The sequence below is a fragment of the Pseudoalteromonas sp. S554 genome (assembly GCF_005930865.1).
In the GTDB taxonomy this organism is placed as follows: domain Bacteria; phylum Pseudomonadota; class Gammaproteobacteria; order Enterobacterales; family Alteromonadaceae; genus Pseudoalteromonas; species Pseudoalteromonas marina.
In genome coordinates this window covers 37,845-51,625 of record NZ_PNDV01000039.1, presented here as the reverse complement: position 1 = coordinate 51,625, position 13,781 = coordinate 37,845, and the positions used below count along the sequence as shown (strand labels likewise).

Annotated in this window: 9 protein-coding genes; 6 read left to right on the top strand and 3 right to left on the bottom strand. The window is 40.2% G+C overall.

The annotated features are described in order from the left end of the window. Nucleotides 1-145: 145 nt before the first annotated feature. Nucleotides 146-1,030, bottom strand: coding sequence for an AraC family transcriptional regulator (locus tag CWB65_RS10355; RefSeq protein WP_008128897.1), 885 nt, complete (start codon nucleotides 1,028-1,030; stop codon nucleotides 146-148). Nucleotides 1,031-1,214: 184 nt separating this feature from the next. Between CWB65_RS10355 and CWB65_RS10350 the strand changes: the two genes are divergently transcribed. Beyond that, nucleotides 1,215-2,360, top strand: a complete 1,146-nt coding sequence (locus CWB65_RS10350) for an iron-containing alcohol dehydrogenase (RefSeq protein WP_138740518.1) — start codon at nucleotides 1,215-1,217, stop codon at nucleotides 2,358-2,360. Nucleotides 2,361-2,431: 71 nt separating this feature from the next. Here CWB65_RS10350 and CWB65_RS10345 read toward each other — a convergent pair whose 3' ends face one another. After that, nucleotides 2,432-5,533: a beta-galactosidase gene (locus tag CWB65_RS10345; protein ID WP_138740517.1), complete on the bottom strand. Its 3,102-nt coding sequence runs from the start codon at nucleotides 5,531-5,533 to the stop codon at nucleotides 2,432-2,434. 112 nt (nucleotides 5,534-5,645) lie between these two features. Between CWB65_RS10345 and CWB65_RS10340 the strand changes: the two genes are divergently transcribed. Continuing rightward, entirely contained in the window at nucleotides 5,646-6,473 is an 828-nt protein-coding gene (locus CWB65_RS10340; RefSeq protein WP_008128904.1) for a helix-turn-helix transcriptional regulator, read from the top strand. A 5-nt stretch (nucleotides 6,474-6,478) separates the two neighbouring features. On the opposite strand, the gene CWB65_RS10335 is transcribed toward CWB65_RS10340, so the two are convergent. Continuing rightward, nucleotides 6,479-7,714 (bottom strand): TMEM143 family protein, encoded by a 1,236-nt coding sequence (locus tag CWB65_RS10335; protein ID WP_138740516.1) that lies wholly within the window; start codon nucleotides 7,712-7,714, stop codon nucleotides 6,479-6,481. A 197-nt stretch (nucleotides 7,715-7,911) separates the two neighbouring features. On the opposite strand from CWB65_RS10335, the gene CWB65_RS10330 reads away from it, so the two are divergent. From CWB65_RS10330 to CWB65_RS10315, 4 genes are all read left to right on the top strand, one after another. Continuing rightward, complete coding sequence (locus CWB65_RS10330) at nucleotides 7,912-8,496, top strand: YqaA family protein (protein ID WP_006791843.1); 585 nt, start codon at nucleotides 7,912-7,914, stop codon at nucleotides 8,494-8,496. A gap of 70 nt (nucleotides 8,497-8,566) precedes the next feature. Beyond that, nucleotides 8,567-9,475, top strand: coding sequence for a GGDEF domain-containing protein (locus CWB65_RS10325; RefSeq protein WP_033025318.1), 909 nt, complete (start codon nucleotides 8,567-8,569; stop codon nucleotides 9,473-9,475). Nucleotides 9,476-9,622: 147 nt separating this feature from the next. Next, nucleotides 9,623-10,984, top strand: coding sequence for a hypothetical protein (locus CWB65_RS10320; RefSeq protein ID WP_008128909.1), 1,362 nt, complete (start codon nucleotides 9,623-9,625; stop codon nucleotides 10,982-10,984). A 117-nt stretch (nucleotides 10,985-11,101) separates the two neighbouring features. Further along, nucleotides 11,102-13,768 (top strand): DUF2339 domain-containing protein, encoded by a 2,667-nt coding sequence (locus CWB65_RS10315; RefSeq protein ID WP_008128911.1) that lies wholly within the window; start codon nucleotides 11,102-11,104, stop codon nucleotides 13,766-13,768. The last annotated feature ends 13 nt before the right edge of the window (nucleotides 13,769-13,781 follow it).

Below are 13,781 nucleotides of genomic sequence, written 5' to 3'. Positions count from 1 at the left end.
AAAAAAAAAAAAAAACACCTAACAGCAAATACCTTTTTAGTTGCGTTTTAAGAGTGTTAGGTAGGAAAAGTGCATTAAACTTTTTGTAAGCCATAGGCGCAAGATAAAAATACTACATAATTTTATACTAGCATAGCCCACTCATTTAGCTATTTAATTGAGGTACGACCTCGCTTGGCGTTTTATTAAAGTGGCGCTTAAACTCACGGCTAAACTGCGAGGGGCTGGTGTAACCTACCTTTAATGCGGCCTCATTTGCTTTACTACCGTTATTTGTAATGAGTTCTTTTGCTTTTGCTAAGCGTACCTTTTTTAAGTATTGTAATGGCGATTCAAAGGTCACTTGTTTAAAGGCACGATGAAACGACGACACACTCATATTTACCTCTTCAGCCAAGCCTTCAACCGTAATTTGATCTGCATAGCTTTTATGCATAGTAGAAAGCGTTCGTGCTATTCGGGCGTAGTGCCCATCGTGCATAGCAAGGCCAATTAAGGTATGACCCTGAGGGCCACAAAGTACACGGTATACCAGCTCTTTTATTATGTCTTGCCCAAAAATTTCGGCCTCTAAAGGGTTATTAAGTGCGCTTAATAAACGATGAGTTACTTGCTCCATAGCACCATCTATTTTTGCTGATTGTACACCGCTCATTTGTCCAGAAGTAAACGGGGTATATTCGCCCATTTGGTTTACTAACTTATGCAATGTTACTGGGTTTATATCAATTACTACGCCCATTACCGGTAGGCCATTATCAGTAAAGGCTTCGCACTCAAGGGGGACGGGGACACCCAAAACAAGGTAGTCGCCTGCACCATATTTTATTTGATGATCAGGAAAATGAATAATTTTATGCCCTTGACCAACTAAAATAATACCAGAGTTATAAATGAGTGGCTGACGAGGTGAGCTTTTACTCGCACGATGAAAATAAACACCGGGAATAATCGTTTTCGTTACGCCTTCAAAGTTGAGCAAATCATTTTGTTCGGCGTATTGCTGCAACATACTGGCTATAGTGGGCATTAAAAAACCTTGTGTCGTAAAAATTTTGCGTAAAATAACAATGTTGGCAGTATTAGGCAAGCTTTAGGCATTTATTAGGCTTTTTTAATGTTTGTTTTGCCACTAATATGCACTCATTGAGATTTAGTTTAGTGAGTAACTAAGTACTCTACTTAGTATTTAACCGTCACCTAGGAGCAAAATAATGAAATTTAGCTACGTAAATCCAACACTTATTCAGTTCGGCCAACAGCAAATTGCATCACTAACTGATTTGATCGCAAAAGATCAAAAAGTATTAGTCGTTTACGGCGGTGGTTCTATTAAAAAAAATGGCGTGTACGACCAAGTTGTTGCCGCACTTGAAGGTTTTGATTGGGTCGAGTTTTCGGGTGTTGGTGCAAATCCAACTGTTGAGGTACTAGATCAAGCTGTAAATATTTGTAAAGAACAAGATGTCGACTTTGTATTAGGTGTAGGCGGCGGCTCTGTAATTGATGGCGTTAAATATGTTGCAGCGGCCGCATTATACGACGGTGAAGGCTGGGATATATTAACGGGTAAATACAAAATCACAAAAGCTTTACCTCTGGGGGCTGTACTTACGTTACCTGCAACGGGCTCTGAATCAAATCAGAACTCGGTTGTTAGTAAAGAAGCGACACAACAAAAACTACCGTTTGCATCACCTGAAGTACTGCCTAAATTTGCGATTATGGACCCAGATGTAATGAAAACATTACCGCAGCGCCAACTTGTAAACGGGTTAGTTGATGCGTGGGTACATACCTGTGAACAATACTTAACTTTCCCACAAAATGCGTTAGTACAAGAAGGTTATGCAGAGGCACTTTTAAGAACGCTTAAAACGCTGGGCGATAACTTTGAAAACCAAGACGATGCATGGCGTGCAAACTTAATGTGGGCTGCAAACCAAGCACTTAATGGTTTAATTGGTTCAGGCGTTTCACAAGATTGGGCAACACACATGATTGGGCACGAGCTTACAGCCGCTTACGGTGTTGACCATGCACGTTCACTTGCTATTGTTCAGCCTTCTTTACTACGTAACCAGTTTGACGTTAAGAAAGCGAAGCTAGAGCAAATGGGTAAAAACGTATTTGGCCTAGCGCAATCTGATGATTTAGCAGAGCAAACAATTCAAGCAATTGAGGCGTTTTACCACAGCTTAGATGTAGCCACTGTGCTTACTGAACATGGCGATGACAAAGCCGCCGCTATTGACAATATTATTGGTAAACTTGAAGCGCATGGCATGCTAGCACTTGGTGAAAACCAAGCAATTACGCTAAAAGAAAGCCGCGAAATTTTAGAGCAAGCAGTTGCTTAAGCACTTATAAGTATTATAAAACTAAAAGCCGCTAACTTTTATGTTAGCGGCTTTTTTTATACTAAAAATCTTTAGTCTTTAGCAAAAAAGGTAAGTGAATAACTGTACTGTTTTTGCTCTAGTAAATACTCTTTATGGGTACTTGGGCTCCACGAGTCATCGCCGCCAACCCCCATATGTTGATGGTCAATATGTACATGTAAGCAATCACCAGCTACTAGCTCATTGGTGTGCTTTGCTTGCGTTAACATGCTTTGTGAGTACTCACTGGCTGCAAATAAAAACGCACCAGTAACGGTTAAGTTATTAATGCTAAGTAATTGGCAATCACTACGCACGCCGTTATCGGTTGGAAATATATACGGTGTATGCAGCTCATTATGTTGCGCGCTGTAATACCCTAAACGCGCAGCCGCTTTGCGGTCTGGGTAGTTTTCAAATGGGCCTAAACCAAGCCAGTTTACTTGTGTATCGCTTTGTTTATTAAGCGTTGTACTTAGTCCTATGCGTGGCATGGGTGGCAAAGTATCGTTTAGTTGTACATCAACATTTAAGCTAATTTCACCTGTATTATTAAGTGTATAAAGCCAAGTTGTTTTTGCTTGTACAGCGTCATTAAATTCATAACTAAATACACATTTAATACGTATATCTACTTTTGATTGAACTACTTCAAACGAGCGACATGTACGCTGCCACTGCCCAATACCCGCTCTTAGCCAGCGCGCTTCCCATGCATTAGGATCTAGGTTATCTACTTCGCTTACGCCTATGTCGTTATCAAGCGGGGCGCGGTAAAAATTATCAACCAATGGGCTTTTAATAACTTGGGTTTGATTGTGTAGCCATTGCTCAACAAGGCCTGATTGCCTATTAAACACAAGTTTAAAGGTGCCGCCTTCAATACTAAGCTGTGTGTCGGTTTCACTAATATTTACAGTGCCATGTGCTGAGGCGTTTGCTAAAGCAGGTGAAAATGCATCAGCGCTTAAACTTTGGCAATTTATAAGCTTAAATTGCTCGGTGTTTAATACATGATCGGCACATGCAAAGCTTGAGTCGTTAATTAGTGCTACATCTAAATTAAGGTGATATTGCGCACCTGCTTTAAACACCGTTTTTGTATTAATAGTTAGCGTTTGCGTGCTTTGCGGAGCAATATTAATCACTTGCTCGCCTTGCTCTACACATTTGCCATTTTCTATTAACTGCCAAACCAGTTTTTCGTTATCGGTGTGCCTAAATACATAATCGCTAAATACATCAACGGTGTATTGGTTTTGAGTTTGCTCACGCAGTGTAAATTGTAAATGTTGCTGGCTGTATTTAGCTTCAAACAGGCTTGGATGCGGTGTACGGTCTGGGAATAATAAGCCGTTAATACAAAATTGGCGGTCGTTTAGTTCATCACCAAAATCGCCACCGTAAGCCCAGTAGTGCTTACCGTTCTCGTCAGTTTTAGATAAACCTTGGTCTACCCAATCCCAAATAAAGCCGCCTTGCAAACGCGGGTATTCTCTAAATGCTTGCCAGTAATCATCAAAGCTACCTAGGCTGTTACCCATTGCATGAGCGTATTCACATAAAATAAGTGGACGCGTTTCGCCCGGTAGGCTCAACCACTTTTTAATTGAATATTTAGGTACGGCGTCGTCGGCAAGATGCGTATCTACACGGGCGTACATAGGGCAAATAATGTCGGTAGCGGTAGTATTTGCGCCGCCACCTTCGTATTGCACTGGGCGCGATGGATCAAAGCTTTTTGACCAACCGTACATCGCATCGTGGTTGGCACCGTGCCCGCATTCGTTACCCAATGACCAAATAATAATAGAGGCGTGGTTTTTATCGCGCTCAACCATTTGCGTATAGCGCGACATAAATGCGCCAGCCCACTGCGGGTCGCTTGCAAGCCTACCCATTGGGAACATGCCGTGAGTTTCTATATTGGCTTCATCTACTACGTATAAACCTAACTCGTCACACAGCTCGTAAAAACGAGGGTGGTTAGGGTAGTGAGCGGTACGTACTGCATTAAAGTTATTTTGCTTCATCAGCTTAATATCTTCAATCATGTCGGCAGTGCTCACCGTGTGGCCGTTTTCTGGGTGATGCTCGTGGCGATTAACACCGCGAATAAGCAGCGGCTTGCCGTTTAAGCAAAGCTGCCCGTTGAGCATTTCTACTTTTCTAAAGCCAATGTTGTAGGCTTCTACGTCTACTGAAATGCCTTGCTCATCTAACAGGCTTACAACACAGCGGTATAAGGTTGGGGTTTCGGCGGTCCATTTTTTAGGGTTTTGTATATCAATTGTTTGAAATACGACATCGCTCCAGCCGCCTTTTTCATCAACGCGTTTATTGTTAGTGCTTTGTATGTGTGGCTCACACAGTGCCTGTTCGCCATCAAAAACCTGTACTGCTACTTGGTAGTTATTTGGCGCATCTATTGCGGTTTTTATATGCAAAGTGGCATCGCGGTAGCAGGCGTCTAAATCTGGGGTTATAAATACATCGCGTATTTGGTGTTGCGGTTTAGTCAGTAAATTAACATCGCGGAATATACCGCTTAGCCACCACATGTCTTGATCTTCTAAGTAACTGCCATCGCTCCAGCGAATAACCATAACCGCAATGCGGTTGGTGCCAGCCACTAACAGCTTGCTTAAATCAAATTCGCTTGGTAAGCGGCTATCTTGCGAGTAGCCCACCCATTGTCCGTTACACCAAAGGTGAAACGCCGAGTTAACGCCTTCAAAAATAATATGGTTTCGCTGAGCTAATTGCTCCGCCGTAATAGTAAACTCTGTGCGGTAGCAACCTGTTGGGTTATCGCTTGGCACAAATGGCGGGTTTACGGCAAATGGGTATTTAACGTTGCAGTAAATAGGTTTATCAAAGCCGTGTAGTTGCCAGTTAGAAGGCACAGGAATACTTTGCCAGTCGTTACCTAGTGTTTCGCTTAGCAGTGACTCATCAACCGCTTCGGGTTTATCAAATAATTTAAAATCCCACTGGCCGTTTAAACTTTGTTTTTGTGATTGCGTGTTTGTACGGGCATGGTCAACGCTTTTAAAACCATTAAGTGGGCTGTGTGCTTTTACTTGATTAACTTGCATCGAAATAGGGTTTTCCCAATCGCGGCGGTTAATTATGTGCTGTAGTGAGTTCATTAGTGTCCTATTGCATGTGTGGCAATTATAGTGGCTTAAATATAGCTAAAATAATGTGTTGCGGTTATGCTTAAAGCTCTCTTTTATTTATCCAAAACTATCATTTTAAATTATGCGCAACACCATTTTAGATGTACTCGATATTGGCCCTACTTGTATAGAGCGGTTTATTGACGTAGCGGCTTTAGCACAAGCCTCAGATTTGGAACTTACGCTAGCTGGGTGCTCTAACTTATCTGGGCGATATTGTGTTGCGCGCTCATCGCCTTTGGAGCACACACTGTTTTATACGTTATCAGGTCAAGGAAAGTTGGTTACAGAACATAACCAATATACATTGACAGCGAATACGCTCATTGTGTTACCTGCCAAGCAAGGCTTTGAAGTTAAAATTGATGCTGCGCATTGGGATGTTATTTGGTTAAACCTTGCAAATACTAATCGTTGGAAACACTTAAACTTAGTTGAGGCGCTGGTACTTTATGATCAAAAATTACAGCCGCTGCACTTTGCAATGGAGTTTTTATACAGCGAAAGTAACGCTACTTTACGTGAAGGCGTTATGCCTATTTTAAGTCACTACTTAAACACTACGTTGCAAAGCGAGCCGCAAATAGGCGGGCACAACCGGTTAACTAGTTTGTTTTTAGAGGTAGAAGAGCGCCTGCAGTTTGATTGGACAATCGACGCCATGTGCGAACAAGTACATTACTCAGCACCGCATTTACATAGGTTATGCCAAGCGCAATTTGGTAAAAGTCCTATGCAGCAGCTGATTTATTTACGAATTAAACGGGCTAAAAACTTGTTACTAAATACTCGCTGGCCTGTTGCCCATATTGCCGCTTATGTGGGATACCCTAATATATTTAATTTTTCAAAACGGTTTAAAAAATCAGTGGGTGTATCACCTACTGATTTTAGAAATAAGTCGTTTTAAATATTTTAATTATATTGAAACAGGTTATCCCAGCGCTCATCCAAAATGGTTTTGGCATGATCTAAATTTATTGCGCTATACACATTGTTAGTGCAGGTTACTAAACGCATTCGAGTGAGCTTTTCAAGCGCATCGCTAATTTCAAAGTCGAGTTCGCATTTATACTTTGATTTAAACCATACCTCTATTTGCTCATCAAGCATTTGTGCGCTTAGGCCACTTTTTGATTTTAGTAAAAATGTATAGGCCAGCAGGGCTTCTTTTATGTCTTCTTCTTCGGCGGCGTCGATAAGAGTATGAAAAACACCGGCGTTGTTATCGAGGTTTTTAAAGTAAAGGTTATCGCTTAGGGCTTTCATAAATTTAATTTTACGGTTTTTAAATTTACTCCACTCTTTAAAAATAAAGCTGCCAAATACTCCCATGCCAATAGCAAAGGTAATAAAGTGTTGCTGGGTCATTTCTACGGCTTCACTTCTAAAGCCACCCCAAAAAGCAAACAAAGCAAATAATAATAAAATTGATGCGCCAAGCTTTGTAATTAAAACAACAGCACCGCCAATTAAAGCCGATGAGCCAATAATCACTTTATCAATAGGGCGCATGCGTACTTCGCTATTAGGAAATAGCATTTCAAGATCGGCTTTGGGTACATTTTGAAATAGCTTAACTATGGTCGAGCTTGGCTCAAACCCTAAAGGCGCTTTATTCTTAGCCTCAAAGTAGGCTTTATCTTTAAAACGAATAAACACCGCAACGCGGTCGTAATTGGTAAAGTGCAGCGGCTTTTTACGTAGGCCCCAAAAGCTGGTTATTGTTTCAGTAAGTTGTGATTCGCCACGGCGATAAAAAACAACTTCTTCAAAGTCGTCAAACTCTACCTCAAGACGTACTTTAAATAATGACTCCTCATTTAAAGCATCTTGTAAATCTTCGTTGGTAATGACTTCAAAATTAGCGGCATTTAAAACCTTAGCAAAGTCTTTGGCAAATGCGCGTTGGCACTGCGCTTTTTGATCGCTCGATACAGGCGCTAAAGAGCGTGTATCGCTATTAGGATCAAAGGGCGCATAGTTATTTTTTAGCGACTCAAGCGTTTCGTGATAATCATAATGAATAAGGCTAGCAAGTAGGTCACAAAACTGTTTAAACGAGGTTTTTTGTGTATTACTCTCAAGTTCATTGCTACACATTTCAATAATATCTTGCTTACGAAAGGGGATAAAACGCGCATTTTGCATAAATTTTTAACTGCTTTGGTAGGTATTTAACTGCATGGGCACATAATAAAATATTCTTATAAATATTGCTATTTTGTTAACGCTATTGCTAAGTGATTGTTTATTGCTTTTTAAAGCGTGTTTCAGGTTGTATTAACTTAACTATGTCAATATAAGTACGTAAATACAGGGCAATGGGTAATAAGCAGGAGCGACTTATGGCTTTACAAAAAAAGCTAAAGCAAAAAACACGTAATTTTATAGAGTCAAAGCATATGCTCAGCGGCATTACGATTGCGTCGTTTTTAGAGTCGACTATTGTTCCCATTCCACTTGAGGCTGTAATGGTGCCACTTATGCAGGCACAGCGAGAAAAGCTGTGGCTGATTGCACTAATGGCAACGCTGGGTTGTGTTGTGGGGGCATTATTTGGCTATGCCCTTGGTTATTATTTATTTGATGCTGTTGGCGATTGGGTGATCAGCGCTTTTTCAAGCCCAGAACAGTTCGAAAATGTTAAACAAAAAATGCACAACCAAGGTTTTTGGTTTGTTATTACTTTAGGAATAGTACCCATCCCATTTCAAATAGCGATGCTTGCTGCGGGCGCTACCAAGTACTCTCTTGGGTTATTTTTATTGGCCAGCGCAATTGCGCGTTCAATTCGTTACTTTGGGCTTGCTATTGTTGTGTATTACGCAGGAAACCAAGCTGAACGTATAATAAGTAAACATAAAGTTAAAGCCATGATTAGTTTAACTATTTTAGTTTTACTGGGGTGGGGTATTAGTACCTTACTTTAAGGCTAAATTTCTATCTTGTGTTATAATTCTTAAAGATGATTTATTAGCTCAAGTGTAATCTATTTATATGATGAATGTTGAAACTGTCAGCCTTAAGTTGACCCGCTTTACTCGTATAACGCGGTTGAACAAATTACTTATGTTTGCGCTGCTAGTGTTTATAGTGGTTTTCACTATTTACAACTTCACCTATTTCCCACTGGTAGGTGCTAAAAAAAGCATACCTGGTTTTGCTAGTGAGTTCATAAATCTTATTGTCATAATGACGGTTTTTTGGGTTGTGCAGTGTTCTAAATTAGCTAAAAAAGCATACCAGTATGTCACCATTGGATTAATGCTATGGATAGTTGGAATGACTGCCGATGTGCTTGACGAGCTTGTTGTTCAACCACAATGGGTCACGTTGTACATAAAAGACTTATGTATTTCTGTAGGGGTTGTTATTACTGCTTATGGCTTATTTAAAACTATGTTATTTATGCAAAAAATGCACAATAGACTAGCCCAAGAATTTATAGTTGACGATCTTACCCAAGTTTACAATCGCCGATGTTTTTACGAATACGTTGAAAACGAGACAGACGAATCGTATGCAGTAATCATTATCGATATTGATCATTTTAAATCTATTAACGATACCTTCGGCCACGACAAGGGCGACAAGGTGCTTAAAGCTTTTGCTAGTAAAATAGACGCTCTGTTTGAAGACGGCAATATTTTTGCGCGTATTGGTGGTGAGGAGTTTGCAGGCTACCTACCAAACTGCACTTTAGAACAAATGCAGGCGTTTGCTGAGTCGGTGTTAGCGAGTGCTCGCACTATTGAGGTTACCGACGAGCTTTATACTAGTGCCAGTATAGGGGTAGCTAAACGTTTTAAAAATGAATCATTTGACAGCGTAATGAAACGCGCAGACCAAGCTTTATACAAAGCTAAAAATAGTGGTCGCAACCGATTCGTAATCGCAACAAAGCCGTAAATAGCAGGTCCTTATTGTTTGCACATTTACTACACTTTTTTACGTTTTCGTAAGTAAGTGTCAGCTTAGGTAATACTTTGTAAAGCATGAAATTAAATTAAAATGTAAAGGTCGTAGAGGGGATATTAATAATAAGGAATCCCTTTGATGACCAACCCTCTTTTAAAAGTTGCTTTACCTCTTACTTTACTTGGTGTTTTATCTGGCTGTGGCTCTGATGATAGCGCAAGCTCTACAGGTTATATTCAAATGTATAATGGCTCATACAACAGCCCTTATACGCGCTTGTTTGTTGAAGAAACAGAGCGCTCAGGCGCCGACTTTGCAGAAGTCACCACCCGCCATAATTACAGCACTGGCACATTTGATGTTAGCTTTGAATATTTAGACGCTAACGATAGCTACATTACTATTAGCGACCAAGAAATTTCAATTAAAGGTGATAAAACGCAATTAGTTGTCATGAGTGGTGATTTTGCTGAACCCACCTTTACAGAGTTAACGGTGCCTATTAGTAGCGATACGGGTGAGTTTAATCTTGGCTTTTTTAATATTACGGGTGAAGACACCAGCTACGATATTTATCTTGCAACAGACGATGGCGTATTTGAAAGCGCGACATTGTTTGCATCTGCGCAGTACTTAAGTGAATTAGACTTACAAAGTGTAGATGAAGGATATTACACTATTTTTATTACCCCCGCGGGCAGTAGTGATGTAGTTTACGAGTCGTCATCGGTTTATTTGTATGATGAGGCAAGCTACGTAGCGATTATCCGCCCAAGTTATGCCACAGAGCTAAGCGGCATTACGCTTGATGTAGTAACCGACAATAACTATGTTACTGAACTTAAACACCAATCTGCATTAGGGCAATTACGTTTTATTAATACCCTTGATGACTATTCACCAGTTAGCTTCAGTGTAACGCGTGGTACTACAGAAACCCCAACAAATACGGTATCAAGCGATGCGTATACAGATTACATAGAGCTTTCGCCAAACAGTTACAGCGTGGCGATGTTTGATGAGCAAGGTAATAAACTAGCCGATAACTTTTTAATGACGCTTGAACGTGAACAAAGCGCGGTTGGCATTTTTTATAACGATATCGACAATGGCCTACGAATGATGAGTGTAGAAGAGCATTTAACACCAAGCAGTTATAGCCATACCGTATCGGTTGTTAACCTTATTGAGAGTTACGCAGGGCAGTCGGTGACCGACATTGATGTGTACTTTACCCTTGATGGAGAAACGGTCGACGACACCAGCAATGTAGTTGATGGCATAGACCGCTACGATCAAGAAGAGCAAGTAGTTGATAACGAAATTTATACAGTTTACGCAGTTTATGAAGATAACGGACAGCAAATTGTACTTATTCAACAAAGTGATATGGATTTTACTCAAGAGGGAAATTACATATTAATTTTAGAGCATGACGAAACCACAGCAACGGGTTATAAAATGTCTTTAGAGCGCACAATTACAGACAGTGTTGAATAATAAAATGAGAGTTAAAAGCCTAAATACAGAGTGTATTTAGGCTTTTTATTGAACAAAATTTAACGGCTTAGTAATAATTAGGTACACTCATGACATAATAAATAATAAGAGTGTGCCATGGATGATTTTATTGGGTTAATAGTGATAGTCATGCTGATTATTGCAACCGGTGCTTTGTGTGGATTAATTGCATTAATACAAGTAAACGGCCTAAAGCAAGAAATCGCGATTTTAAGGGCTAAAGTAGTCAAGCTGCAGGCAAGCCCAAGTGCTGATCATTCTGATACAAAAATTTTTTCATCCTCAAAACACGTTGCGCCTTTAAGTGCACAATCTACTGCTTATGAAGTAGAGCCCAGCTCAGTACCAAAAAGTAATTCAGCGCAAAATGAGCCAGTAAATACGGTTGTAACGCCTAACGTTAAATCAATAAAAGCGAACCCCGCTATCCCTTTATTTATTGCCTCCGTGTTTGAAAAACTACGCACCGGGTTTGAACAAAATTGGATGACCTGGATTGGCGCAATAGCGCTTGCTTTTGGCGGCATATTTTTAGCTAAATACAGCTTAGAAGCAGGGCTTTTATCACCCATAATGAGGCTCAGCTTAGGTGGTTTATTTGGGGTAGGTTTGATCATAGCTGCAAGCTATTTACACTATAAACGTATTATTTTTGAAGGCTTTAATAACTACATACCTGCAGCACTTGCCAGTGGCGGGTTTATAACTTGTTTTGCATTAACGCTTTTAGCTTACAGTAGCTATGAAATGCTTAGCCCTACAACTGCTTTTATTGTGCTAGCTATTATTGCCATAAGTGCGAGCATAATGGCAATAACACTTGGGCCATTGCTAGCGGTGTTAGGAATTATTGGTGCTTACAGCGTGCCTATTTGGGTTAATACCGGCAGTAGCAACGTATTTGCATTATTTATGTATGTTGGCTTTGTTAGTTTATCGGCATCCTTGGTTGCACACAAAGTGCAGCGAGCTTGGCTTTGGTATTTAATGTGGGCAGGGCATATTGGTTGGTATTTAGTTGGTTTTATAATAATGCAGCTAAAAAGTAATACACCTTGGTTACTTGCAACCTTTGCATTACTGAGTATTGTTGGCCTGATTGCTTTGCCGCGTTTGGGTTTTAAATTAAAAAGTATTGAACATCGTCCGCACTCTTTAAAGCGCCTTATAAAAGTATTCCCCGATCACCTTTTACTCCTTGCCTTTATAGTTCCGCTAATTTTTACCATGTCGATAAGCTATTACAATTTAGAATGGCAAACTATCGGTGTATTAAGTATTGGATTGTTATTATTTTTAGCACTTAAAAATAGTCGCTGGGATCTATGGCAAGGGCTATCACTCGTTATTGCTACGCTAATGATTATAAGCGCAGAGCAAATGAATTCTTTATCCGCTTTTTTTGATGATGGATTATTTATATTTAAAAGCGAATACGGCTTAGGGTTATTGCTTGGTTTTGGCTTTATGGCGTACGGACTTTATTTTGGTAAAAAACAGGTAAAACGATTAGCGTTTCATATTACTGCGGCATTTAGCGTTTTTGTCATGATAAGTACCTTGTATGTACTAATTCCAAACAATGCATTAAGCATCGCTTATCCACTTTGGGCTTTTGTATTATGTGTGGTTGCGGCTATTTTAATTAAGTGTGCGCAGCATAATACAACGTTGTTTCAGCGTTTTACTTACTGGGTAGGCGCAAATGCGAATATTACTTTAGCTATAACAATGCTTCTAAGCGACAGCGGTTTAACCATTGCATTAGCTATTCAAGTACTGTTAATTAGTGTGCTCATAAAGCGTTATAATGTGCCTATGCCGCATTGGCCTATTAAAGCGCTAGTGGCTGCTTTATTACTTCGGTTAACGCTTGCGCCTTGGACACCAAGTTACGACGCTCTTACATTATTTGGCTTGCACTGGAGTATTATTGTATATCCGCTGTGTACCGCATTATTTTTTGCCACAGCTAAATGCTATAAAACATCGCAATTAAAAGTGTGGTTAGAAGGGGCCGCGCTTCATTGCTTTGCGTTGTTCATTACAACCGAAACCAGTTACCAGCTCGTTGGGCACTCCCCACAATTTGACGCGCTTAGTTTTTATGAGCAAGTTTTGCTTACCTGTAATTGGCTTGCGCTGGGCTGCGTTTATTTGCATCGTGCACGTATTGCGGGGAGCTTAGCTAAGCTTTATCAAATTGCAGGGAGTTTATTAGCAGGCGGCGCTGGCTTTATGTCACTTAAAACACTACTCGACGATAACCCGTTATTAACCTCTATTTATATTGGTGAGCTCCCAGTACTTAACTGGCTGTTTTTACTTTGGTTAGTACCAGCCGGCTTAACGGTTTGGTTATACTCACTTATTAAACCTATAAAGGCTAAGATAGCGCCGTTTGTACTTGGTGTTGCAGGTTTACTTGGCTTAATTGCCATTAACAGTTTTATTCGTCAATACTGGCAAGGGGCTTATATTTATCTATCAAAAGGGGCCAGTAACGAAGAGTTGTATAGCTACTCTGTTATTTGGCTAATACTGGGCGCTGGTACGGTTATATTCGGACACCTTAAAAACCAGTTACTTATTCAAAAAATAGGCTTAGGATTACTTGCGGCTGTTATTGTAAAAGTGTTTTTAATTGATATGGCTAATTTAACGGGGCTGTTAAAAGCCCTGTCGTTTATTGGTTTAGGGCTTTCGTTAGTTGGGCTAAGTTGGTTATTTCAAAAGCTTAGAAGCCGCTCAAAAACAATATAAAATATATAGACAC